We start from the raw sequence: 24240 nt of genomic DNA, 5'->3' as shown, positions 1-24240 counted from the left end.
TACGGGATTAGCGGTTATAGTGGCATAATCAGGCGCAGGCATGGAGCCTAAAGCCAACACCCTACGGAAACACAAGACAACGGGAGATGTTCATGACCTGGGAATATGCGCTAATTGGGTTAGTCGTCGGTATCATTATTGGTGCTGTAGCCATGCGTTTTGGTAATCGTAAATTACGCCAACAGCAGGCATTGCAGTACGAACTGGAAAAAAATAAAGCTGAGCTGGAAGAGTACCGCGAAGAGCTGGTGAGCCACTTTGCCCGCAGCGCTGAATTGCTGGATAACATGGCGGACGATTATCGTCAGATCTACCAGCATATGGCGAAAAGCTCGAGCAACCTGCTGCCGGGTATGTCGCCGGAAAACAACCCGTTCCGTAATCGTCTGGCAGAGTCCGAAGCTGGCAACGATCAGGCGCCGGTTCAGATGCCGCGTGACTATTCTGAAGGGGCCTCCGGCCTGCTGCGTAGTGGCGCAAAGCGCGACTAAACGCACATCGTTAAGAAATTTATTGGGCGCAGTAATTGCGCCCTCCGCTTCTCTTCCCGTCCCAGCTATTATTTAGTCGTTAGCCTCATTGTGACCAAACCGAAAATTCAATAACATCAAACTGTTTTGAATCATCTTCCGTTTACTCAAGGTACGAGAGCAGGATCCATGAAAAAACAAACCCAGCTGTTGAGTGCATTAGCGTTAAGTGTCGGGTTAACTCTCTCGGCGCCATTCCCGGCCGTTGCGTCGATTCCCGGCCAGGTTCCCGGTCAGGCTGCGCTTCCCAGCCTCGCCCCGATGCTGGAGAAAGTGTTACCTGCCGTGGTGAGCGTTAGGGTCGAAGGCACCGCTGTTCAAGGTCAAAAAGTCCCGGAAGAGTTTAAAAAGTTTTTTGGTGATGAGCTTCCCGACCAACCTTCACAGCCTTTTGAAGGGCTGGGCTCAGGGGTCATTATTGATGCCGCAAAAGGCTACGTCCTGACCAATAACCACGTCATTAATCAGGCGCAAAAAATCAGCGTGCAGCTTAACGATGGTCGAGAGTTCGACGCGAAGCTGATCGGCAGTGACGATCAGAGCGATATCGCCCTGCTGCAAATTCAACACCCCAGCAACCTGACGCAAATCGCCATTGCCGACTCCGATAAACTCCGTGTGGGTGATTTCGCAGTGGCCGTGGGTAACCCGTTCGGTCTCGGGCAAACCGCCACTTCCGGTATTGTATCGGCATTGGGTCGCAGTGGGCTGAACCTGGAGGGTCTGGAAAACTTTATTCAGACCGATGCTTCCATCAACCGGGGTAACTCCGGCGGCGCGCTGCTTAACCTCAACGGTGAGTTGATTGGCATTAACACCGCGATTCTGGCCCCCGGCGGCGGCAGTATCGGCATTGGCTTTGCGATCCCAAGCAACATGGCGCGCACGCTGGCGCAACAGTTGATGCAGTTTGGCGAAATCAAACGCGGTCTGTTAGGCATAAAAGGTACCGAAATGACCGCCGACATCGCCAAGGCGTTCAATCTGAATGTGCAGCGCGGGGCGTTTGTCAGCGAGGTTCTGCCTAACTCAGGCTCTGCCAAGGCGGGGGTGAAATCCGGTGACGTCATTACCAGTCTCAACGGTAAACCACTCAGCAGCTTTGCCGAACTGCGTTCACGCATTGCGACAACTGAACCAGGAACCAAGGTCAAACTGGGGCTGCTGCGTAACGGTAAACCGCTGGAGGTTGAAGTCACCCTGGATACCAGCACATCATCGTCCGCCAGTGCGGAAATGATCGCCCCTGCGTTGCAAGGCGCTACGCTCAGCGATGGTCAGTTAAAAGATGGCACCAAAGGCATCAAAATAGATAACGTTGAAAAAAGTAGTCCAGCCGCGCAGGCCGGTCTGCATAAAGATGACGTTATCATTGGCGTTAACCGCGATCGCGTAAACTCGATTGCCGAAATGCGTAAGGTGCTGGAAGCGAAACCGGCGATTATCGCTCTGCAGGTGGTTCGCGGTAACGACAGTATTTACCTGCTCCTGCGGTAATGCATTAAACCGGACATCAGCCCCCGTGTGATGTCCGGTTAACTCGTGATATGCTGCTGCCGTTCCCTTTTTTAATGACGCCGCCATCATGTTTGTAAAGCTTTTACGTTCGGTCGCGATTGGTTTAATCGTCGGTGCCATTCTGCTGGCGGCGATGCCCTCTCTGCGCAAAATTAATACCCTTACCACACCGCAGTTCGACAGTGCAGATGAAACGCCCGCCAGCTATAACCCGGCGGTTCGCCGTGCCGCTCCTGCCGTCGTTAACGTTTATAACCGCAGTATGAACAGTACCGCGCATAACCAGCTTGAGATCCGTACGCTCGGCTCAGGCGTTATCATGGATCAGCGCGGCTACATCATTACCAATAAGCACGTCATTAATGATGCCGACCAAATCATCGTCGCACTGCAGGATGGACGTGTATTTGAAGCGCTGCTCGTAGGCTCTGATACGTTAACCGACCTTGCGGTGCTGAAAATCAACGCGACTGGCGGCCTGCCGACCATCCCTATTAATAACAAGCGTGTGCCCCACATCGGCGATGTGGTTCTCGCCATTGGTAACCCGTACAACCTTGGGCAAACCATTACTCAAGGCATCATTAGCGCCACCGGCCGTATTGGGCTGAACCCGACAGGACGCCAAAACTTCCTGCAAACGGATGCTTCCATCAACCACGGTAACTCCGGCGGTGCGCTGGTTAACTCGCTGGGTGAGCTGATGGGCATTAATACGCTGTCATTTGATAAGAGCAACGACGGCGAAACCCCGGAAGGTATTGGCTTCGCCATTCCGTTTCAGTTGGCAACCAAAATTATGGATAAGCTGATTCGTGACGGGCGCGTGATTCGCGGCTACATCGGCATCAGCGGTCGTGAAATTGCGCCGCTGCACGCGCAGGGCGGCGGAATGGATCAAATTCAGGGGATCGTGGTTAACGAAGTGGCTCCGGACGGTCCGGCCGCACAGGCAGGCATTCAGGTCAACGACTTGATCATTTCAGTCAATAATAAACCGGCGGTATCCGCGCTTGAGACCATGGACCAAGTGGCCGAAATTCGCCCAGGTTCGGTCATCTCCGTCGTCGTGATGCGCGATGACAAACAGCTGACGCTGCAGGTGACGATTCAGGAATACCCTGCGACAAACTGACGTTAGCACCGGATAACGTACTTTATCCGGCTATAAAAGTGTGGTACATAAAAAAACCGGAGCCAGGCTCCGGTTTTTTATTTTCTGGCCGTTCGTTACTTAACGAACTCTTCGCCCAGAGTGATATCTTTCTTCAACGTGTCCAGCATGCCTTCCAGCGCACTTTGCTCAAACGCACTCAGCTTACCGATAGACTGACGTTCTTCTACGCCGTTTTTGCCCAGCAGCAGCGGCTGAGAGAAGAAACGCGCATACTGGCCGTCGCCTTCAACGTAAGCACATTCAACCACGCCTTTTTCGCCGCTCAGTGCGCGAACCAGTGACAGGCCGAAACGTGCTGCGGCCTGACCCATGGACAGGGTAGCAGATCCGCCACCGGCTTTAGCTTCCACAACTTCAGTACCCGCGTTCTGGATACGTTTAGTCAGGTCAGCCGCTTCTTGCTCGGTGAAGCTTACGCCAGGAATTTGTGACAGCAATGGCAGAATGGTCACGCCAGAGTGGCCGCCAATAACCGGGACTTCAACGTCGCCAGGCTGTTTGCCTTTCAGTTCCGCAACAAAGGTATTGGAGCGAATAATGTCCAGCGTGGTCACGCCAAACAGTTTGTTCTTATCGTATACGCCTGCTTTTTTCAGCACTTCTGCAGCGATAGCAACGGTCGTGTTCACCGGGTTGGTGATGATACCGATACATGCTTTCGGACAGGTTTTAGCAACCTGCTGCACCAGGTTCTTCACGATGCCGGCGTTGACGTTGAACAGGTCGGAACGATCCATACCCGGTTTACGCGCGACGCCCGCAGAGATCAGTACCACATCAGCACCTTCCAGTGCAGGGGTAGCGTCTTCGCCGCTGAAGCCTTTGATTTTCACAGCAGTAGGGATGTGGCTCAAATCAACGGCCACACCAGGCGTTACTGGAGCGATGTCGTACAGGGAGAGTTCTGAACCTGAAGGCAGTTGGGTTTTTAACAGTAATGCTAGCGCCTGACCGATACCACCAGCAGCGCCGAGGACTGCAACTTTCATCCTAAACTCCTTATTATATTGATAAGCAAAGTGTCTATTGCTCCGCGGCGGCGACCTTAATCCACAAATCCAACGAATACAACAACCACGCGTCAAGAATGCGTAGTCACGCAAATTTGGCTTTTATGCATTTAACTTACGTAAAATAAAACCTAAGTTACGTAATTCAAAAGCACCCGCACAGTAGAGCAACTTTCCAACAGGTGCTGACAATATACCCTACCCGCCTCTCAAAACAACATCAATTTGATAACAATTAATTTACTTTTAACCTTATTTGCGCGCCGTGACACAGGCATGTTTCTTGATAACGAAATTTGATAAAATTCCGCTCTTTCATAACATTATTTCAGCCTTTACCAGGGCAGACCGTTTGCATAAAAATTCATCTGTATGCACAATAATGTTGTTTCTACCGCCATATTACGGGTGACTTATGCGAAGCTCGGCAAAACAAGAAGAATTAGTGAAGGCGTTTAAAGCGCTACTTAAAGAAGAAAAGTTCAGCTCTCAGGGCGAAATCGTCCTCGCATTGCAGGATCAGGGCTTTGATAATATCAATCAGTCCAAGGTTTCACGCATGCTGACCAAGTTTGGTGCGGTGCGTACCCGCAATGCGAAAATGGAAATGGTGTACTGCCTGCCGGCAGAGTTGGGGGTACCTACAACCTCCAGTCCGCTGAAGAATTTGGTACTGGATATCGACTATAACGATGCGGTCGTGGTTATTCACACCAGCCCCGGCGCTGCTCAGTTGATTGCCCGTCTGCTGGATTCGTTGGGTAAAGCGGAAGGTATTTTGGGAACGATTGCCGGTGACGATACCATCTTCACCACGCCAGCTAAGGGTTTTACGGTAAAAGATCTGTACGAAGCCATTCTGGAGCTGTTCGAACAAGAACTGTAATGCCTCCTCCCCGTCGTCTCCCGGCGGGGAAAAACCTCTACTTTCCCCTCTTCGTTCTATTTTCCACTGCCATTCATTTAACAAATGGTGCGTTTAACCGCTAAAACCCATTCACACAGTGAATACGAAGGCTGAAAAACGCACATTTTGCAAAATTCAATATCACATTGATTTTACTTAATTTATTTCTATATGGTAGTTAAAAAGGCTGATTTTAATTCCTTTAAGTTATAAAAAATAATCTTTTTAAAACTTAATAACTACAGAAACAATTAGCGTGGTATTAATTTATCGCGTTATTAGTGTATACTTGATTTTGTGATGAGGGTCACGAAACAAGACCCACAATAAAAGAATTCGACGAGGTAAATATCATGAAAATCAAAACTACTGTTGCAGCTTTAAGCCTTCTTTCTGTTCTCTCTTTCGGTGCCAGCGCCGCGGTTACTCAGGTGAACTCACAAGAAGCACAGAACCTGCAATCCATGGGTAGCATCTCCGTATCTCAGATCGGTAGCTCACCAATGGATATGCGTCAGGCTATCGCCGCGAAAGCTGAAAAAGCGGGCGCCAGCAGCTATCGCGTCACTGAACTCCGTGAAGGTGCTCACTGGCACGCGACTGCAGAACTGTACAAATAAACCCTCGTCGTCTAAACCGACGACTTGCCCCCGCCTGCCGGGGGCTTTTTTATGCCTTACATTGAGTGACGAACATTAAAACGTAACTGCCCTTCCAGCTCTTCTTCCGCTTCATCGAACAGTAATATTAGTGCGCCGTATCGCCTGCGTAGTTTGTCCGGCAAATGGATAAATTCAATCTCCACCGGCAGCGGCAAGGCTTCTCCGGTAACGACCTCCCACAGAGAATCTAAATCGACCACTTTTTCTCGGGCCAGACCAAATGCGCGCGTGAACTCGCGGTAGAAATCACCCTGATCTTCAATCTCGTCAAAATCAAACGTATAGATGTTCATCTATAGCCACCATCCCGACGCCAGTCACTCTATGGACCACCAATATGCAGGGCCTCCCGCATTTCAGGTAAGTATAGCCATAAAAAAACCGACGCTTCTGGCATCGGTTTCTTGTACTTAATTGCTGGTCAGCGCGTGCTGGTATTTGTGTAGCATCCCGCTGAGTCGTTTTACCGGCTCGGTCACCTGTGGAGGGGCTTGCCAGATGATTAACTTCTCCTGATAGATCTCAAGCTCTTCCAGCAGTTGGCTAAAGTAGCGTCGGCGCTTGTCGTCATTTCCTGCTGAAATAACATGATCGGCGGTGCGGCGCAGCTGGCGATGGAACGCAGATAAATCCTCATTCACCGGTACCGGCGCATCGCGCAGACGCTGATGCGCGATAATCATTGTCAGCGCCAGGCGAAACTTCGCCAGGTCGCCGGGGAATTTGTTCATCAGTAAAAACAACTGCTGATAAAGCGCCGGAAGGTGGTTTTCTTTACGACGAACCACGTTGGTGGTCATTGCCGAAACCGCTGCGGAGACAAACTGGTTGAGCAACACGCGACCGGTTCTGTCACGCGAGTTATCACGCACCAGCAGAATGACGAGAAACGCCAGCACACAACCAACAATCTGCCCCAACGCACTGTCAAGAAACTGGCTAAAGTGGAAGGTCATTGGGTTATCCAGCACGATAATATTAATAGTACTGGCCAGCGCCCCCATCGATCCCAGTCGCCGTTTCTGCACCTCAATTCCCAGAAAGAATCCCAGCACTGCCAGGCTCAGACACAACAGCAGCATACTTTGCTGCGTATTGGGGATTATCACCAGAAAATAGAGCGCGCCGAGCGGTAATGCCGCCAACGTACCGTAGATAAAATCTATCGCCACCATCCGAGGGTTCGGCAAGCGCATTGCCAGCGAGGTGACGACCGCAATCATCACCATCGCGCCGCTGCCGGATGTCCAGCCGGTCCACAGCCAGAACAAAGTTCCCAGCACACAGGAAAGGGTGGTGCGCCAGAAGTTGACCATCGCATGGTGACGTTCGGCTGATTCAACTTTCACCAACGGCTCGCCTTGTAGGATCTCTTCTTCCGTCGCGCTAATTTTTGTATTACTCACCACACCGCGTTTCAGCAGCAGGTAGCGCGTCGCCGCACCTGCCCAGCTATAAATCGTAACCGGTGTTTCACGCTCGCCGGTCCAGACAATCACCCGACGCATCCGCTTCAACTGTTTATGGACATCCTGCACCGTTTCAACCGGCGTATCGAACAACTCGCGGAAGGTGTCGGTGATCAGTTCCGGGCGGGTATTTTGAATAAGGTAGGTTTCACAGGATTGAGTAATAAGCGTGAGCGACAGCGTGTTCAATGCTTTGAGCCTGCGATTAGCACGCACCCAACGTGAAGACTCCATATTAAGGTTGCTGCGCATCCCCTCCAGCGCCGCCGTGCGACGGACTAAATCGCCCCAGGCTTTGTCCACTTCTTCACTGTCGCCATGCTTTATACACAACTGCATTAGCTGATACTGCGCCACCAGCAGGCTGTCCAGTTCGACATCAATTTCCTGTTTCACCGAGCGGGGCGAAAAGAGCAGATCGGCAACAATGGCGCAGACAATCCCCATCACAATCTCGCTGCAACGTTCGAGCGCAAATTGCGGCGTCAACAGCGGTTCTGCCTGGATAGTAATGACGATGATCAGCGCCGTATAGCCCGAAAGCCCCCAGGCATAGGAATTCTCGATCTTCACTAGCGACGAGATCCAGGTACAAAAACCGGCCCAGATACAGCACACCAGAATCATCAATAACGGGGCGCGGATCATGCTGATAATAATGATCAGTGCGGCAATACAGCCAATAAATGTCCCGACGATACGCAGCATCCCGCGATAGCGGATGGCGCCTGAATAGGGTTCCCCACCGGCGGCAAAAGCCGGGCCAGCTGCCACAATTGCCGCGGTCAACACCGCCCAGCGCGGGGTCTCAAGCTGAAAGTGAAAACCAACGAACAGCGCCAGGACAATCGCGCACGCCAGTTTTACCGCGAAGCGGATGTGCTGGTTGGCAATGGAAAAAATACCCATCGCAATTAACCAAACTCGCGCAGGCGGTGCGCCATTTTACGGAAGAAGGATTCCTGACTGGCATCGCGATCCTGTTTACCGGTGATAACAACAGTAGCCGTCGTCCCGGCTGGCCACAGGGTTCCTTGCTGTTCATCAAGACGAATGCGCACCGGCACACGCTGTGCCAGACGGACCCATTCAAGATTGGAATCAATGGTCGCCATACCTTTTGCGTCCCGCGTGCTGCTGGCATTCGTTACGCCAGCCGCCACGCTATCAACGGTACCCTTCAACACATTATTGCTTCCAAGCGGGGTAATTTCAGCGCGATATCCAGGGCGTACGCCTTCCAGCTTGGTTTCTTCCATATATGCCAGGACATAGAACGAGTGCTGCTTTACCAGCGCTACCGCCGTGGAGCCGCGGGTAATAAATTCGCCGCTGTAGACATTCAGGTTAGTCACCCAGCCATCCGCAGGCGCACGAATAACGGTACGTTCAAGATCCAATTTTGCCAGATCGCGGGTCGCTTGCGCCTTCGCCAACTGGTGTAATACGGTTTGCAGTACGTTGTTAGACTGATCAATCTCTTCACGAGACATGGCCTGCACGCCCAGACGGTTACGACGACCGGCTTCCTGACGTTTTTCCTGCGCCAGAACCTGGTAATACGAGACGTCGGCTTCGGCCTGTTCGAGGGCTTTTTTATAGCGCGGCTGGTCGATGGTAAACAGGACCTGATCCTTTTTCACCAGTTGGTTATCATGGACGTTAACGTTGGAAATAAGACCCGCAACGTCCGGCGCAATGGCGACGACATCTGCGCTGAAACGCGCATCACGCGTCCACGGCGACTCGGTGTAGAACACCCATGCGCGAAAAATAGCGATGAATGCAAGAACGACCAGGATGACGGTAATGGCCGTGCGGGAGATTTTTCTTGTTAGTGTTTTCACTTCAACCTCAAACGAACAGGCGCGTTATTAAATAGAACAGGCAGCAATACAGCGCGGTGTTAAACAGAGCCGGATGCCAGACAAAATCATAGATGCCAGTGGGAACCAGCACCCGGCGCACCAGCCAGAAAATCGCCAGTGACAAAAGCAATTCGAAAAAAATCGGTGGGAAGGACAGACCAAACACCACGATAACGGGAAACAGACTCATGTTGACCTTGGTAACTTAAGAGAGTGCAGGTGATAGATTTTCTAGCGTATGTCACCGCAGAGAAGGGCAAGGATGAGCCAGGCGAGAGCGACATAGCCGTTATTTGAATAATAATATATTAACGTAACTGTTATGCTGTTATCTATATTATGTGATCTAAATCACTTTTAAGCCAGAGTGAATAATGGAACGATTAAAACGTATGTCGGTGTTCGCCAAAGTTGTCGAACTGGGCTCCTTCACCGCCGCCGCAAGACAGCTACAAATGAGCGTTTCATCGATAAGCCAGACGGTCTCTAAACTGGAAGATGAACTACAGGTAAAGCTGCTAAACCGCAGTACGCGCAGCATTGGGCTAACCGAAGCCGGTAAAATTTATTATCAGGGCTGCCGTCGCATGCTGCACGAAGCGCAGGATGTTCATGAGCAGCTGTATGCCTTTAATAACACCCCCATCGGCACGTTGCGTATTGGCTGTTCTTCAACCATGGCACAAAATGTCCTCGCCGGGCTGACGGCGAAAATGCTGAAAGAGTACCCCGGTCTGACGGTAAATCTGGTCACCGGCATCCCGGCACCGGATTTAATTGCCGATGGCCTGGATGTGGTTATCCGCGTCGGCGCGTTACAAGACTCTAGCCTGTTTTCACGTCGTCTGGGGGCCATGCCGATGGTGGTCTGCGCCGCTAAAAGCTATCTCGCCCAGTTTGGCGCTCCGGAAAAACCAGCCGATCTTAGCAACCACTCATGGCTGGAATACAGCGTTCGCCCGGATAATGAATTCGAGCTTATCGCCCCGGAGGGGATCTCTACCCGCCTGATTCCAGAGGGACGCTTCGTCACCAACGATCCGATGACGCTGGTGCGTTGGCTGGCCGCAGGTGCCGGCATTGCTTATGTGCCGCTGATGTGGGTGATCAATGAGATCAATCATGGTGATGTGGAGATCCTGCTCCCCCGCTACCAGTCAGATCCGCGTCCGGTCTACGCCCTGTATACCGAGAAAGATAAGTTACCGCTCAAAGTGCAGGTGGTGATTAATTATCTGACCGACTATTTTGTCGATGTGGCGCACCTGTTCCAGGGAATGTATGGCCGGGGAAAAGAAAAATAAAAAGAGTGCAGGCCGGATAAGACGTTGACGCCGCATCCGGCAAGATGCCCGATGGCGTTGACGCTTATCGGGCCTGGATCATGATGTTATGCGGTGCCGCCGACCGTCAAATTATCGACCTTCAGCGTCGGCTGACCCACGCCAACCGGCAGGCTCTGGCCTTCTTTCCCACAAACGCCTACGCCGTTATCCAGTTTCAAGTCGTTACCCACCATCGAAATTTGCTGCATCGCTTCGATACCGGAGCCAATCAGCGTCGCGCCTTTTACCGGTTTGGTCACTTTACCGTTTTCAATCAGATACGCTTCGGACGTTGAGAACACAAATTTCCCGGAGGTGATATCCACCTGGCCGCCGCCAAAGTTAGGCGCATAAATACCGTATTCAACAGATTCGATAATTTCCTGCGGCGTGGACTTCCCTGGCAGCATATAGGTGTTGGTCATACGCGGCATCGGCAGATGAGCGTAAGATTCACGGCGTCCGTTACCCGTGGGTGCCACACCCATCAGGCGCGCATTCAGTTTGTCCTGCATGTAGCCTTTGAGAATACCGTTTTCGATCAGCACGTTATACTGGCCCGGCGTACCTTCATCATCAATAGCCACGGAACCACGACGGTCCGCCATGGTGCCATCATCCACAACGGTACACAGTTCTGACGCGACCAGTTCACCCATATGGCCGCTAAATACCGAGGTGCCACGGCGGTTAAAGTCGCCTTCCAGACCATGACCGACCGCTTCGTGCAGCAGAACGCCAGGCCAGCCAGCGCCGAGTACCACCGGTAACGTACCTGCCGGCGCAGCTACCGCCGAGAGATTGACCAGCGCCATGCGTACGGCCTCTTTCGCCCACGCGTCGGCACGAACGTCACCATCGAGATCGCCAAGGAAATAGTCATAGCCAAAGCGACCACCGCCACCGCTCGCGCCGCGCTCACGTTTACCGTCTTCTTCGACCTGTACGCTGACGGACAAACGCACCAGTGGACGGACATCCGCGGCCAACGTACCGTCGGTCGCCGCCACCAGAATCAGCTCATAAACTCCGGTCAGGCTGGCGGTTACTTCCTGAACGCGCTTGTCGGCAGCCCGTGCAACGCTGTCAACGCGACGCAGAATATCCAGCTTCTCTTCGCGGCTCATGCTCTGTAACGGATCGACCGAAGTGTAAAGCGCCTGATGCTCTACCGCCCCCAGCGTTTTTACTTTGCCATCACCGCTGTCGCGCACAATAGTCCGGGCAGCATGCGCACTTTGCTCCAGCGCCAGCAGGCTAATCTGGTCTGCATAGGCAAACCCCGTTTTTTCGCCGCTGATGGCGCGCACGCCAACACCCTGATCGATATTGTAAGAACCATCTTTAATGATGCGGTCTTCTAAAACCCAGGATTCGTGATAGCTCGACTGAAAATAGAGATCGCCGTAATCGAGACGGCGTTCGGCCAGTTGGCCCAGGATGGCAAACAGATCCTGATGTTTCAGGCCATTCGCCGCTAGCAATTGTTCACTTACCAGGTTCAGACTCATCGTTTTGGTTACTCATTTAATTCTGCCGGATGGCGGCAAAAACGCCTTATCCGGCCTACGTTGTTAGGCTACTGTAGGCCGGATAAGCGCTGCTCCATCCGGCAATACTATGTACTGAGATTGGGGCAATTAGTTGCCCCCGTCAAATCATTGCTGGCTTTCTTTGCGCGGCTGACGCAGAACTTCGTTAATCTGCGGCTTATCAACCGGACCGGTGATACGGTAACGCAGAATCGAAACTTTACTCCACAGCGGTCCCAGAACCTTACTGGCGGCAAACACCGCCGCGCCGACAATCGGGTTAACGGCGAACGCGGCGGCAACCCCAACGGTGGCAGAAATTTCAGGTGCGACAACCGCTTCCATATCCAGTTCACGGCGTACCAGATTCACCGAGCCTTTCATCGCGATGTCAGCTTCCAGGCCGTCCACCAACGTGTCGTCGGTATGCATCACGCCATCTTTAATCCACGCCGTGCTGCGAATGGAGTCGAAATAGAAGCCTTCACTGAAGGTATCGCTAAAATCAAAGCGCAGTTTACGTAGCAACGCGTCAAAGCTTAACAGGCGTAACAGTTGCCCCGCATGGCCGGTACTGAGTTCGGTAAGCTCACCTTTGCCCAATCGGGTACGCAAAATCCCATTCAGCGACGCTTCGTCCGGATCCCACGGTGGATTACGCCAGTGCAGGTCGTACTCCACATTGAACGAAGAGTTACGAATCGGCGTCGATACGCCAAAGAAACTGGCGGCAGAGTCAATTTTGTTGCCGTTCAGTTTTCCCTTCAGTGACGTACGCTCTTTACCCGGCACATTCACCCATTCGCCATCGGCAGTCAGTCTGGCAAAGCCGGTATCCAACAGACCGTTGCTCAACGACAGCGTATCGCCTTTGATCGCCACATCGGCATCAATACGCCCATATTTCTGTCCCCACAGCCAACACTCTGCACAGCGGAGCTGAACATCCGGCCAGCCACGGAAGCTGACGTTATTGATGGTAGAGAAAGGCGACGCTGGCGCTGTGCCGGGAGACGGCTTTGCGGCGCTCGGGTTGTAATAGAGGTATTTAATGTTCGCCAGCCACGGGGCGTTATTGCGCATAGCCAGCGTGGCGTTAATCTCGCGCCCCTGCGCCTGCACGCTGGAACCGTTGCCCGAAGGCTCAGACACGATACTCAAATTATTCCACTGCTGCCCCCCCAGGGATAACGATGGCGTACGCACCGTGATGCGCTGTGGGAAGTTGGCGTTCGAGCCAACGTTATCCGCAGCACCTTTCTGGAACAATGCCAGCCATTGCGCACCGTCCATAGGGGGAAGATTAAGCTCAATGCCTTGCTGATCGGGTAACGCGGGCACAGTGCGGCTTTCAGACGTCCAGATAGCGCGGTCAAGGGTCAGCTTCTGATTCAGCAGCCAGTGGCTGTTGAAGTGATTCATACTCCCTGCATTACCGGTAAGATCAAAGCTGCGCAGATTGCCGTTCGCCTTAATATTTACCGGCAGCGCCTCACCGGCCGCCTTATTCAGTGGAGCGGGTAAGTGACTACTTACATTCTTCAGGTCACTCTTTAACGCAATGTCGTAGGTCGCCCCGGCATGGTACGGAAGATTGATGCCTACCTTGCCATTCCACGCCATACTGCCGCTTAACGCATCGTTCACCTGCTTCGGCAAAATCCCCATACGGTTAGGCTGCCAGTCGCCTTGCAGATTCACCGCCACCTGATAGGCTTTGGCCCCTTCGGTCGTGGAAAAGTCGACGTTCAGCGGCTGATTAAACCAGTTGGCCGTCATCGGCTCGCTCTGCAGATCGCCGTTCACAAAGCTGAATTTACCGGTCAAATTCTTCAACGTACTGTCGAGCGGTTTAATAAACAGACTGTTATTACGCAGGTTGACGTCGCCTTTGGCTGTAACCAGCGAGCCATCCAATGGGATATCGAGATGTAAGCGAGCATTCACATCGCCATCAATCTGCAACTGCTCAAGCGTGGCGCCCAGAGAATCTTTTAGCGGCGTATCATCAAAATAAGGTCCAACCGCCTTACCCGGCCCGTTGATGTCGGCATCAATCAGCAGCTTTTCTTTTGCATAGTCGGGAATATTGGCCGTCAGGTTGCTGGCTTTTACGCCACCTAAATTAACGCCATCCGTTTTCATCCACAGGCCGTCGTTAATGAAGTTCAGTTCAATATTGAGGTCGGTCAACGCAGGCCAGTCGGGCTGGAAGGCGAATTTAGCATTGCGTAGCGGCACCAGGACCTGAAACTGCCCTTCATTGTGCAGATACGGGAACAAATGCGGGTTGCCGCCATATACCAGCGTGGCGTTATCCGCTTCGCCGCCCTGAATCGCGCCGCTGAGGTAGTCAACCAGCTCTTTGCCCATCAGATTTTCCGGGAAGTAGCGCCAGGCCTGAGAACCGTCATCAGTACTGATCCCCGCCAGAATGCCCAACCATGGCTCGTCACCGGTCGGTTGCAGATAGCGAAAACCGCCGCGCGCATGTACCGCTTTCGCTTTAACATCAATGTTGCGCCCATCTAACTGAAAACCTTTATCATTCTTCAGCCAGCTTAGCGTCGCCACGCCGTTTTCTATTTCCAATGGCGCGCGGAATACGGTCTCATACGGCATGTTGGCTTGCTTCATGGAAGCGGTAAGCGCGCCATTTTCCACGCTGCCCGCCAGCGTACCGGAGAAATGCTCAGCCCCCGGTAACAACTTCCACTGTTTCCAGGCCAAGTTGGTCCATGCGGACTGGAAGCGGGTTTTTTCTGTCGCCTGTAACGGGATATCCAGCGCCAGCACATCTATTTTGCCGCTCGGCTGCGTGGCGCGCCAAATATCACCCAGCGCAGGCGATAACCGGGACGCCATCGGGCGCAGCCCTTCTAATCCGGCCAGATCCAGATTGCTGGCACGAATGCGAAGCTCGTCGCTACGCTTGTTATTCTCACCACCGACTTCCTGCTCAGGGATCCAGGCCAGCGTTAACGCTCCGCTCGGCCAGGGTTTATCATCCATGGTGATACGGGTATCGGGAATAGAGAATTGCCAGCCCGGCTGTTCCCGGCTGATGTGCGCCGTCAGGTTATCGACAGAGAGCGTATGCGTACGGTTGTCACCCAGCCAGCTGGCACCGCCTTTCTTCAGCCAGACATCCCCCCCGGAGACGACGCCTTTATTGATCGTCATCCATGCTTCCAGGCTAAAACGCGCGGTTTGCAGCGCGACATTATCCTGCATCCATTTGCCCAGCCACGGTTTGACGTCAATGTCGTCTGCCTGCAACCAGACCCGACCATTATTCAATAGCCCATTATCGTCTCGCAGATCCATGCGCACCTGCATAACGCCATGCTGTCCGGTCAGGCTGGAAAGACTGACCTGACCCTCAGCACGATGCCGGTTTTTACCGTTCAGCCAGGTAAGCTGTGGGATCGCCAGTTCAGCGCGCTGACCTGAGAGGGTTAAAAAGCTAATTTGACTGTCGCGGAGATCGAAATGATCAAACTGACGCAGGAAGAGATCGCTGAGGTGACCCGCTTCAATTCCATCACCACTTTCACTACTCTGGATGGGGGTATTGGTGCGCAACTGCAATTGCCAGAAGGTGAGATCGCGAAACTGCCAGCGCATGTGCAGTAAGCTTTGCCAGACATCCAGCGCTAACGTGACGCGTTTTACCGAAAACTCACCGCCGTCTTTAAGCTGCGCATGAATATCACGCGCTTCAAGCGTAGGGCCGAAATTTTGCCAGTTGGCGGAAAGCTGGCTGGCGGAAACGGGCAAACCGGTCGCGGATTCAATCTTACTGAGAATGGCCGGACGCCAGCTATTAAGATGAGGTAGCGCAAGGCGCAGCCCACTGACCAGCAGCGCTGCAATGACAACGAATGCGGCTCCAGTGAGCAGTAATATCCCCGGCAATCGCCTCACGCGCCTCTCCTTGTCTGCAAAAAAATGTGACTCACACCCCTTGAGTGTATATTGCCGGATGGCGGCGCTTGCGCCTTATCCGGCCTACATGCGCTGGTGCTACTACTCAATTACATCATTACGACGTCGAACTGCTCCTGGTTATAGAGCGGTTCAACCTGGACTTTGACCTGTTTACCCACAAAGATTTCGACTTCCGCCAGCGCATGCGACTCTTCGCCTTTCAGGGTTTCCGCCACTGCCGGAGAAGCATAAACCAGGAAGCGATCGGAGTCGTATGCATGGTGTACGCGGACAATTTCTCGCATGATTTCATAGCATACGGTTTCCACCGTTTTCACGGTACCGCGTCCATGGCAGGTTGGGCACTCATTGCACAGCACATGCTCCACGCTTTCACGCGTGCGCTTGCGCGTCATCTCCACCAGGCCCAACTGTGAAAAACCGTTGATGCTGGTTTTTACGCGGTCCTTGCTCAGAGCCTGCTCCAGAGAGTGCAACACCCGGCGCCGATGGTCTTCATTATTCATGTCGATAAAATCGATAATGATAATGCCGCCCAGGTTACGCAGACGCAGCTGACGCGCAATGGCCTGCGTTGCTTCAATATTAGTATTAAAAATAGTGTCGTCGAGATTACGATGGCCAACAAACGCGCCGGTATTGATATCCACGGTAGTCATCGCTTCGGTTTGATCAATGATCAAATAGCCGCCGGATTTGAGCTCAACCTTGCGTTCCAGCGCGCGCTGGATTTCATTCTCAACGTCAAAGAGATCGAAAATGGGCTGACGTCCGCTGTAATGCTCCAGCTTGCTGGTCATCTCGGGAATGTACTCCGCCGTAAATTCCAGCAGCGCCTCATAGGTCAGGCGAGAGTCGACGCGGATCCGGTCAAGCTGGGCATCGGCAAAATCACGCAAAACGCGCTGCGCCAGCGCCAGTTCGCCATACATCTGGTAGCGCGTTTGCGGGCGTTTTTTGCGCTCCATAACTTTCGTCCAGACGCGCTTCAGGTAGGCAGCATCCGAGGCGAGATCCTCTTCACATACGCCTTCCGCCGCCGTACGAATGATAAATCCGCCCTGCTCATCACAGTAATCAGCTACCACTTTTTTCAGGCGTTCGCGTTCGGTTTCGCTTTCGATACGTTGGGAAACGCCAACGTGCGATGCACCCGGCATAAAAACAAGATAACGGGAAGGCAGCGTAATGTCCGTCGTCAGGCGAGCGCCCTTAGTTCCCAACGGATCTTTTACCACCTGCACCATCAAATCCTGGCCCTGGCGAACCAGTTCAGAAATGTCGCGCACGGTGAACTGTTTTTGCTCTTCACCGGCCACGCATTCGGTGTGCGGCATGATGTCTGAAGCGTGAAGAAATGCGGCTTTATCCAGTCCAATATCTACAAAAGCCGCCTGCATACCCGGAAGTACACGACTTACACGACCTTTGTAGATATTGCCTACGATTCCACGTCGCGCCTCACGTTCAATATGAATTTCCTGAAGAATACCGCCATCAATGTAAGCCACCCGTGTTTCCGATGGCGTTACGTTTACCAACAATTCAGCCGTCATGTTTATCCCTTTGCTCACGCAGTGCGTTAAAATTGGTCAGCAACTCATACGTTTCTACCAGCGGTAAGCCGACTACGGCGTGATAGCTGCCATTTATCTTCCTGACAAAACAGCCACCCAACCCTTGAATACCGTATGCACCTGCTTTATCCATTGGTTCACCGCTGGCAACATAACCCGCGATGTCCTCATCGGTGAGTGCTCTGAACGTCACTTCCGTCACCACCAGACAGTCCAGACTGTGCTGGCGATCGGCCAATGCCACGGCGGTCATGACCTGATGTGTGTTGCCCGACAGTTTACGCAGCATTGCGGCGGCATGGAGGGCGTCGTGTGGTTTTTCCAGCACTTCGCCGTTAAGAATAACAATGGTATCCGCACCCAATACCGGCAAATCGCGCTGCGCCAGCGCGACGCCAGCCTGCGCTTTTTCGCGCGCCAGACGAGAAACGTACTGCTGCGCGCTTTCCTGCGGGTGCCGCTGTTCTTCAATCCCAGGAACCAGCCGTTCAAACGTAACACCAAGTTGAACGAGCAGCTCCTGACGACGTGGAGAACCGGAAGCAAGATACAGAGTATTCATATCAACCTTATTGCACCGCAAACTGCTGACGGATTTTACGCATCAGTAAGAATAGCCATGGCCAGAGCACACCATTCACTACACTACTCCAGAACACTTCAGGTCTGAAAGAGACATTGATCACTAAAAACTCGGCCCAGAAAACAATAATATCCACGACCAGTGATAACAACACGACCACCAGCGCCTGTTGCCAGAGCGCGAGGTTGCGGAATAGCTGGAATTTCAGTGCGACCAGATAGGCAATGATACTCATCGACAAGGCCCGCACGCCAAGCGTGGAACCGCTAATGAGATCCAGTATGGCACCCACCACGAACCCTGTGCCCACATTTACGCGATGCGGCAGCGCCAGAATCCAATACAACAAGATGAGCAGCACCCAGTTTGGCCGGAAAACAAGAATGTTATCCGGCCAGGGCATAACTTGCAGCAACAATGCAATAAGGAACGAAAGCCAAATAACCCAACGCCCCTGGTGACGTATGCTTGCCACTTACTGTCCTCCCGGCTTTCGCGGAGCAGGTTGTGGCGGCGTGGTGTCCGTAGGCGCTGTAGTGACGCCTGTAGCAGGTGCCGGTACTGGCGCAGGCGGCCCCATGGCATCTGGCGCAGGCAGAACTTGCGGCATCATTTGCATCAAACGTTCATTAGCAACACGGTGTACTTCTTCCGGCGTCATCGGATTGGCGCCGTTACGATCGGCTCCCCACAACAGCAGCAGATAGCGCAAACGCTGCAAACCCGCGGTCGGACGTGCCTGAATGACGGTATAGGCACGCTGCGTGTCCAGCTTAACGGAAGAAACAACAGCAACCGGATAACCTTCAGGGAAGCGCCCACCCAAACCGGACGTCACCAGCACATCGCCAACGCGTATGTCGGTGTTCGCCGGCAGATGTTCGAGCTGAAGATCGTCCGTACAACCGTTGCCCGCAGCAATGACGCGAATATCGTTACGCAGCACCTGAATTGGCAGCGCATGCGTCGCATCGCAAATGAGCAGCACGCGGCTGGTCAGTTTTGCTACCGCAACGACCTGACCCACGACACCTTTGTCGCTAATAACTGGCTGACCTTCGTAGACGCCGTTAACGCTCCCTTTGTCGATCACGACCTGATCGCTGTAAGGATCGTTAACCGTTGAGATGACCTGCGTCACCATCTTTTGTTCGTCCTGACGCAATGGCGATCCCAGCAGCTCGCGCAAACGCGCGTTCTCCTGTTTATATTGCCCCAGCATCAGCAGCTCGCTGTTTTTCAGCAGCAGTTCCTGACGCAGCGCCCGGTTTTCAAGTTCGAGTTGGTCACGCGAAGCCAGCGTTTGCGACACGCCGTCGAGTAATTCACGAGGACCATTAGAGATAAAGTAGAAAGGACTGACGGCGGTATCCATGTACGTTCGGATTTGACTAAACGTACCCAGGCGGCTGTCGGCAATAATAACGCCGAGCGCCACCAGCACCGCCAGAATAAGGCGAATCTGTAGCGACGGGCCACGGCTAAAAATTGGCTTCATAGTCTATGCGTATTCTCGTATCAGAGCGGAAGGGCAACCCGCGGGCTACCCTACCTGCGTCCGATTACTCTTCGCTGAACAGGTCGCCGCCGTGCATATCGATCATCTCCAGTGCTTTGCCGCCACCGCGCGCCACGCAGGTCAGCGGATCTTCAGCAACAACAACTGGAATACCGGTTTCTTCCATTAACAGACGGTCAAGGTTGCGCAGCAGCGCACCGCCACCGGTCAGCACCATACCGCGCTCGGAGATATCTGACGCCAGCTCTGGCGGGCACTGTTCCAGGGCAACCATTACCGCACTCACGATACCGGTCAGCGGTTCCTGCAGCGCTTCCAGAATCTCGTTGGAGTTCAGGGTAAAGCCGCGTGGAACACCTTCTGCCAGGTTACGACCGCGTACTTCGATCTCACGGACTTCATCGCCCGGATAAGCGGAACCGATTTCGTGTTTAATACGTTCTGCGGTGGCTTCACCGATCAGAGAACCGTAGTTACGACGAACGTAATTAATGATGGCTTCGTCGAAGCGGTCACCACCAATACGGACAGAAGAAGAGTAAACCACGCCGTTCAGGGAGATAACGGCAACTTCAGTGGTACCACCACCGATATCCACCACCATTGAACCGGTTGCTTCAGAAACTGGCAGGCCCGCACCAATCGCGGCCGCCATCGGCTCTTCGATCAAAAAGACTTCACGGGCGCCTGCGCCCTGAGCGGATTCACGAATCGCACGGCGTTCAACCTGAGTTGCTCCAACCGGTACACACACCAGTACGCGCGGACTTGGGCGCATGAAGCTATTGCTGTGCACTTGTTTGATAAAGTGCTGGAGCATTTTTTCAGTCACGAAGAAGTCAGCGATAACGCCGTCTTTCATTGGGCGAATTGCAGCGATATTGCCCGGCGTACGACCCAGCATCTGCTTCGCATCATGACCTACTGCAGCTACGCTTTTCGGCGAACCGGCACGATCCTGACGAATGGCCACAACAGAAGGCTCATTCAATACGATGCCTTGTCCTTTTACATAAATAAGGGTATTCGCGGTACCCAGGTCAATGGACAGGTCATTGGAAAACATGCCACGAAATTTTTTCAACATACTAAGGGATAATCCTGAAAGCTGGGGCGGAAAACAAAATCCGCTTACTTTACCAACCACACGCAGCAGCGACAAGGCGCAAAAATCATCTGCTACGGTGAAAATTAGTGCAGTTCGTTTCCTTTGTTACAAAACCGGCCTGAGTCCATCAGGGCTGAAAAAATCAGCAGCATTCCTCGCTTTTGTTTGCAACCTGTCAAAGGTCATTCACCTGCATGTTTGCTGTTACAACCTGGCGAGCAGACAAGCACACCCCCAGAAGGCACAGCGCGCGTTATTCTACGTGAAAACGAATTAAACGGCAGGTTAAACCGAATATCTTTGCGAATATTTTTTCACGTTGGTGTCAAGTGGCTGTGATGCGGCAAAAAAATCCCCTTGCCCACCAGCAACTCCGCGTTCCGTCAGCGTATGCCACTCGCTACGCGAACGAACGCCCGTGGCGTAAACCTGCGTTGGCGTGCCTGAGCAGGCCTCCGCCAGGCTTTGAACCAGCAGTTGGTTTTCGGTTCGCTTATCAATATTCCTCACCAGGCTTGGATGCAGCTTCAATAACTCAACGTTAAGCTCTTTAATCCAACTGGTGCTCACCAGCGTTAAACCGGCCTGCGTAACGGCGATTCGTACCCCTAGCGCGTCCATCAATCGGATGACGGGCTGTAATCGGCTGATATGTTGACAGACATCTGCCTCAGCAAGTTCAATAATTATGCGTTTGCGTAGTGATTTTTCGCACTGCATTAACGTATCACGCAGCCAGCGCTGAAAACGTGGGCGAATTAGCGATTCAACCGTTATCTGCATCGCCAGGCTTTCCTGCGGCCAGTAGCCCAAAAGCAGGATCAGACGGCTTAACTGCAAACGGTCATACTCTTCAGCCAGGCCAAATTGCAGCACCATCGGCATATATTCCGCCGAGATAACCTCTTCGCTGCCATCAAAAATACGGCACATCAGTTCCCGGTGGTGCACCCGTCCTTCACGCGTTACCGCAGGTTTTTGATATATTCTCGGCCCGCCCCGGCTGAGCATCTGTTCAATCAGTGTTCGCCAGCGCACATTGCCCCGGCCTTTTTCCGGCAGTGAGTCATCATAGACCGACCAGCTGTTCCCGCCCTGCAGGACCGAATTCCGGGTGGCGGCCTCAGCATGATCCATCACCTGTTCCGTCGACTGGCCACTGCGGCAAACGCAAATGCCAATATGAACCATATCGGCACGATCGATCATTTTATTAGTCGGAAGCGCATCGACCGCTTTTAATAATTGCCCGGCGATGCTTTCGGCTTCTTTCAGCGTGCGATGTGGCAGCAGGATGGCAAAATCGCTACGGTGGTAGCGCGCCAGCAATGCCCCCGGATAACGCGTCATAAACGTCGACAACAAATTGATTAGCGTTGAAATTTGCTCTTCCGCCTGGGTGATTCCCCAGCTATCTCGCAGCAGAGTAAAGTCCGGCAGGCGCACCATCATCACGACGCCATGCGATCCCACCTTTTCCTGATCTTCCAGCAGCGTGGCCAATTGGTTATCAAAAAACAGACGGTTACTCAGCCCGGTTTTTGTATCCTGCGCAACATAGGAACGAATCAGGGTATCCAGTCGGCTGCGTTGCTCGCGGGCATTTTGAATTTCAGTCAGCAACATATCGAGCGCACTGCTGGTGCGCGCTGGCCATTCATAGACCGTTCCTCGTACATTCGGCCCGCGCTCACCGTTCAGAATACGCGTGGAACGAATCTCCAGTAACTCCTGGCCTGAAAGCTGACGCTGAAGCCAGCGTACCGACAAAAAGAGCATCAGAATAATAAATGCAATGGCCAGCGTGAGCGGAGCGGTAGTCAGTAGCGAATGGAAATAATTGCCCATCGGATCCTGATAAACCAGTCGCACTGACATGCCCGGATGCTTGACCAACGGTACGGTGATGTCGCGGTAGAGGTTGTTTGTTCCTGCCGGGCGATAGCTGCTGGTTCGGGAGTGGTCATACACGATATGCTCCCCTTGCAGCAATTCGATACGCACGATATCAACAGAAACCATCAGGTCATCGATTTGCGGTGTCAGCGAAACGAAATCGCGGGAGACAAGATGTGTATCAATCGCCGTCGCCACCGCCTGCACTCGCGTAGTGAACTTATATTGAATAGCGTTGTAGAAACTCAGCGAGCAGCCAATCAGAGTCACAAAGATCGTTAACCCGGTAAGCAGCGTGACAAAAGCTGAGAATTTCGTCGTTAATCGCATCCTTGTGTTAACTCCGACAGTTATGAAACAGGTATGAAAGAGATAAAGCGACTCGAAAAGGCAAAACTGAACGCAAAATCCGCCAATTTATGCAAACTGTGTGGGCATACTACCAAATCAGGTATATCTGGCAATTTATTGCGCAGAATCGGCATCATGTTTTGATTAGCGAGTATAGTCTTCATTAACAATTTTCCAATCCACTATACGAATTGAGGACAGGTTATGCAGGCTTTGATCTTAGAACAGCAGGACGGAAAAACCCTCGCATCCGTTCAACCCCTCGACGAAAACCAGCTCCCGGAAGGCGATGTAACGGTGGATGTCCACTGGTCGAGCCTGAACTATAAAGACGCCCTGGCTATCACCGGCAAGGGTAAAATCATTCGCAACTTTCCGATGATTCCAGGCATTGATTTCGCCGGAACCGTTCGCGCCAGCGAAGATCCCCGTTTTCATGTGGGTCAGGAAGTTCTACTGACCGGCTGGGGTGTGGGTGAAAACCATTGGGGCGGGCTGGCTGAACGTGCGCGCGTCAAAGGCGACTGGCTGGTAGCGCTGCCGCAAGGGCTGGACGGGCGTAAAGCGATGGTCATCGGTACCGCCGGTTTTACCGCCATGCTGTGCGTCATGGCGCTTGAGGATGCAGGTATTCGCCCGCAAGACGGTGAAATTGTCGTCACCGGCGCCAGCGGCGGCGTGGGCAGCACTGCCGTTGCATTACTGCATAAGCTGGGCTATCAGGTTGCAGCCGTATCAGGACGTGAAAGCACCCACGACTACCTGAAGAGCCTGGGCGCTAACCGTATTCTTGGCCGCGATGAGTTTGCTGAATCTCGCCCGTTGGAAAAACAGCTGTGGGCCGGCGCAATTGATACCGTTGGCGATAAAGTGCTGGCGAAAGTCCTGGCACAGATGAACTACGGGGGCTGCGTGGCCGCCTGCGGCCTGGCGGGCGGTTTCGCGCTGCCGACCACCGTTATGCCATTCATTCTGCGTAATGTACGTTTGCAAGGGGTGGACTCGGTGATGACCCCGCCGGCACGTCGCGCAGAAGCCTGGGCGCGTTTGGTTAAGGATCTGCCGGAATCATTCTATACTCAGGCCGCCACGGAGATTGCGCTGACGGATGCGCCGAAGTTCGCCGATGCCATCATCAATAACCAGGTGCAAGGTCGTACCCTGGTGAAGGTGAAATAACCGGCATCGGCGCAGAAATTTACACTTAACTCACGAAATTTCGCGGCATATATCGAGACTCCCTGCCATAGTAACTAC

General features: G+C 53.1%; 21 protein-coding genes. 8 read left to right on the top strand and 13 right to left on the bottom strand.

The annotated features are described in order from the left end of the window. Positions 1 to 92: 92 nt before the first annotated feature. The 3 genes from zapG to degS all read left to right on the top strand — a co-directional run bounded on the left by zapG (position 93) and on the right by degS (position 3183). The gene (gene zapG / locus ACVXHP_RS09090; protein ID WP_003025147.1) at positions 93 to 491 is read left to right on the top strand and encodes a Z-ring associated protein ZapG; all 399 of its coding nucleotides are present in this window, start codon (positions 93 to 95) and stop codon (positions 489 to 491) included. Between the two features lie 168 nt (positions 492 to 659). Further along, entirely contained in the window at positions 660 to 2027 is a 1368-nt protein-coding gene (gene degQ, locus ACVXHP_RS09085; protein ID WP_042311323.1) for a serine endoprotease DegQ, read from the top strand. An 88-nt stretch (positions 2028 to 2115) separates the two neighbouring features. Next, on the top strand, positions 2116 to 3183 hold the full coding sequence (gene degS, locus ACVXHP_RS09080) for an outer membrane-stress sensor serine endopeptidase DegS (RefSeq protein ID WP_047026412.1): 1068 nt from the start codon (positions 2116 to 2118) through the stop codon (positions 3181 to 3183). 95 nt (positions 3184 to 3278) lie between these two features. Here degS and mdh read toward each other — a convergent pair whose 3' ends face one another. Further along, on the bottom strand, positions 3279 to 4214 hold the full coding sequence (mdh, locus tag ACVXHP_RS09075) for a malate dehydrogenase (protein ID WP_038634337.1): 936 nt from the start codon (positions 4212 to 4214) through the stop codon (positions 3279 to 3281). 436 nt (positions 4215 to 4650) lie between these two features. Here mdh and argR point away from each other — a divergent pair, with 436 nt between their 5' ends. Together argR and yhcN are read left to right on the top strand one after the other, a co-directional pair. Continuing rightward, a complete protein-coding gene (gene argR, locus ACVXHP_RS09070) occupies positions 4651 to 5121 on the top strand; it encodes a transcriptional regulator ArgR (protein ID WP_003025162.1) in 471 nt (156 codons plus the stop codon). Positions 5122 to 5495: 374 nt separating this feature from the next. Continuing rightward, entirely contained in the window at positions 5496 to 5762 is a 267-nt protein-coding gene (gene yhcN / locus ACVXHP_RS09065; RefSeq protein WP_042311328.1) for a peroxide/acid stress response protein YhcN, read from the top strand. A gap of 56 nt (positions 5763 to 5818) precedes the next feature. Here yhcN and ACVXHP_RS09060 read toward each other — a convergent pair whose 3' ends face one another. From ACVXHP_RS09060 to aaeX, 4 genes are all read right to left on the bottom strand, one after another. Next, positions 5819 to 6097: a barstar family protein gene (locus tag ACVXHP_RS09060; RefSeq protein ID WP_304702237.1), complete on the bottom strand. Its 279-nt coding sequence runs from the start codon at positions 6095 to 6097 to the stop codon at positions 5819 to 5821. A gap of 117 nt (positions 6098 to 6214) precedes the next feature. Beyond that, entirely contained in the window at positions 6215 to 8182 is a 1968-nt protein-coding gene (aaeB, locus tag ACVXHP_RS09055) for a p-hydroxybenzoic acid efflux pump subunit AaeB (protein WP_047026415.1), read from the bottom strand. Positions 8183 to 8187: 5 nt separating this feature from the next. Continuing rightward, on the bottom strand, positions 8188 to 9120 hold the full coding sequence (aaeA, locus tag ACVXHP_RS09050; protein WP_079225917.1) for a p-hydroxybenzoic acid efflux pump subunit AaeA: 933 nt from the start codon (positions 9118 to 9120) through the stop codon (positions 8188 to 8190). 7 nt (positions 9121 to 9127) lie between these two features. Next, positions 9128 to 9331 (bottom strand): p-hydroxybenzoic acid efflux pump operon protein AaeX, encoded by a 204-nt coding sequence (gene aaeX, locus ACVXHP_RS09045; RefSeq protein WP_003025177.1) that lies wholly within the window; start codon positions 9329 to 9331, stop codon positions 9128 to 9130. 184 nt (positions 9332 to 9515) lie between these two features. On the opposite strand from aaeX, the gene aaeR reads away from it, so the two are divergent. After that, positions 9516 to 10445 (top strand): HTH-type transcriptional activator AaeR, encoded by a 930-nt coding sequence (gene aaeR, locus ACVXHP_RS09040; protein ID WP_047026417.1) that lies wholly within the window; start codon positions 9516 to 9518, stop codon positions 10443 to 10445. An 86-nt stretch (positions 10446 to 10531) separates the two neighbouring features. On the opposite strand, the gene tldD is transcribed toward aaeR, so the two are convergent. The 7 genes from tldD to mreB form a co-directional block, all read right to left on the bottom strand. Continuing rightward, positions 10532 to 11977: a metalloprotease TldD gene (gene tldD / locus ACVXHP_RS09035; protein WP_032940819.1), complete on the bottom strand. Its 1446-nt coding sequence runs from the start codon at positions 11975 to 11977 to the stop codon at positions 10532 to 10534. 147 nt (positions 11978 to 12124) lie between these two features. After that, positions 12125 to 15925 (bottom strand): AsmA2 domain-containing protein YhdP, encoded by a 3801-nt coding sequence (gene yhdP / locus ACVXHP_RS09030; protein WP_447571321.1) that lies wholly within the window; start codon positions 15923 to 15925, stop codon positions 12125 to 12127. Between the two features lie 110 nt (positions 15926 to 16035). Further along, positions 16036 to 17505, bottom strand: a complete 1470-nt coding sequence (rng, locus tag ACVXHP_RS09025) for a ribonuclease G (protein WP_003828822.1) — start codon at positions 17503 to 17505, stop codon at positions 16036 to 16038. Continuing rightward, positions 17495 to 18088, bottom strand: coding sequence for a Maf family protein (locus tag ACVXHP_RS09020; protein ID WP_447571320.1), 594 nt, complete (start codon positions 18086 to 18088; stop codon positions 17495 to 17497). Before ACVXHP_RS09020 ends, rng begins: the two co-directional genes overlap by 11 nt. 7 nt (positions 18089 to 18095) lie before the next feature. Continuing rightward, complete coding sequence (mreD, locus tag ACVXHP_RS09015; RefSeq protein ID WP_447571319.1) at positions 18096 to 18584, bottom strand: rod shape-determining protein MreD; 489 nt, start codon at positions 18582 to 18584, stop codon at positions 18096 to 18098. Next, positions 18585 to 19607, bottom strand: a complete 1023-nt coding sequence (gene mreC, locus ACVXHP_RS09010; RefSeq protein WP_042311343.1) for a rod shape-determining protein MreC — start codon at positions 19605 to 19607, stop codon at positions 18585 to 18587. A 64-nt stretch (positions 19608 to 19671) separates the two neighbouring features. Beyond that, positions 19672 to 20715 (bottom strand): rod shape-determining protein MreB, encoded by a 1044-nt coding sequence (gene mreB, locus ACVXHP_RS09005; protein WP_000913396.1) that lies wholly within the window; start codon positions 20713 to 20715, stop codon positions 19672 to 19674. Here mreB and ACVXHP_RS09000 point away from each other — a divergent pair. Then, positions 20693 to 21013, top strand: coding sequence for a hypothetical protein (locus ACVXHP_RS09000; RefSeq protein WP_154050627.1), 321 nt, complete (start codon positions 20693 to 20695; stop codon positions 21011 to 21013). The two genes, mreB and ACVXHP_RS09000, sit on opposite strands and share 23 nt — an antisense overlap. A gap of 8 nt (positions 21014 to 21021) precedes the next feature. Here the strand turns inward: ACVXHP_RS09000 and csrD are convergent, their stop codons facing one another. Beyond that, a complete protein-coding gene (csrD, locus tag ACVXHP_RS08995; RefSeq protein ID WP_200009144.1) occupies positions 21022 to 22962 on the bottom strand; it encodes an RNase E specificity factor CsrD in 1941 nt (646 codons plus the stop codon). Between the two features lie 225 nt (positions 22963 to 23187). On the opposite strand from csrD, the gene acuI reads away from it, so the two are divergent. Next, the gene (gene acuI, locus ACVXHP_RS08990; RefSeq protein WP_316130745.1) at positions 23188 to 24162 is read left to right on the top strand and encodes an acrylyl-CoA reductase (NADPH); all 975 of its coding nucleotides are present in this window, start codon (positions 23188 to 23190) and stop codon (positions 24160 to 24162) included. Positions 24163 to 24240 lie beyond the last annotated feature (78 nt).

Source organism: Citrobacter freundii complex sp. 2025EL-00176 (assembly GCF_053309355.1).
Note: the sequence above shows the minus strand (reverse complement) of the source record. Positions and strands in the feature narration are given on the sequence as shown.

Excerpts from the sequence above, each read along its gene's own strand:
- rng (WP_003828822.1), bottom strand. The coding sequence starts at position 17,505 with ATGACGGCTGAATTGTTGGTAAACGTAACGCCATCGGAAACACGGGTG.
- degS (WP_047026412.1), top strand. The coding sequence starts at position 2,116 with ATGTTTGTAAAGCTTTTACGTTCGGTCGCGATTGGTTTAATCGTCGGT.
- tldD (WP_032940819.1), bottom strand. The coding sequence starts at position 11,977 with ATGAGTCTGAACCTGGTAAGTGAACAATTGCTAGCGGCGAATGGCCTG.
- degQ (WP_042311323.1), top strand. The coding sequence starts at position 660 with ATGAAAAAACAAACCCAGCTGTTGAGTGCATTAGCGTTAAGTGTCGGG.
- aaeB (WP_047026415.1), bottom strand. The coding sequence starts at position 8,182 with ATGGGTATTTTTTCCATTGCCAACCAGCACATCCGCTTCGCGGTAAAA.
- csrD (WP_200009144.1), bottom strand. The coding sequence starts at position 22,962 with ATGCGATTAACGACGAAATTCTCAGCTTTTGTCACGCTGCTTACCGGG.
- zapG (WP_003025147.1), top strand. The coding sequence starts at position 93 with ATGACCTGGGAATATGCGCTAATTGGGTTAGTCGTCGGTATCATTATT.
- aaeR (WP_047026417.1), top strand. The coding sequence starts at position 9,516 with ATGGAACGATTAAAACGTATGTCGGTGTTCGCCAAAGTTGTCGAACTG.
- yhcN (WP_042311328.1), top strand. The coding sequence starts at position 5,496 with ATGAAAATCAAAACTACTGTTGCAGCTTTAAGCCTTCTTTCTGTTCTC.
- acuI (WP_316130745.1), top strand. The coding sequence starts at position 23,188 with ATGCAGGCTTTGATCTTAGAACAGCAGGACGGAAAAACCCTCGCATCC.
- mreC (WP_042311343.1), bottom strand. The coding sequence starts at position 19,607 with ATGAAGCCAATTTTTAGCCGTGGCCCGTCGCTACAGATTCGCCTTATT.
- ACVXHP_RS09060 (WP_304702237.1), bottom strand. The coding sequence starts at position 6,097 with ATGAACATCTATACGTTTGATTTTGACGAGATTGAAGATCAGGGTGAT.
- ACVXHP_RS09000 (WP_154050627.1), top strand. The coding sequence starts at position 20,693 with ATGCCACGAAATTTTTTCAACATACTAAGGGATAATCCTGAAAGCTGG.
- ACVXHP_RS09020 (WP_447571320.1), bottom strand. The coding sequence starts at position 18,088 with ATGAATACTCTGTATCTTGCTTCCGGTTCTCCACGTCGTCAGGAGCTG.
- aaeX (WP_003025177.1), bottom strand. The coding sequence starts at position 9,331 with ATGAGTCTGTTTCCCGTTATCGTGGTGTTTGGTCTGTCCTTCCCACCG.
- mdh (WP_038634337.1), bottom strand. The coding sequence starts at position 4,214 with ATGAAAGTTGCAGTCCTCGGCGCTGCTGGTGGTATCGGTCAGGCGCTA.
- argR (WP_003025162.1), top strand. The coding sequence starts at position 4,651 with ATGCGAAGCTCGGCAAAACAAGAAGAATTAGTGAAGGCGTTTAAAGCG.
- mreB (WP_000913396.1), bottom strand. The coding sequence starts at position 20,715 with ATGTTGAAAAAATTTCGTGGCATGTTTTCCAATGACCTGTCCATTGAC.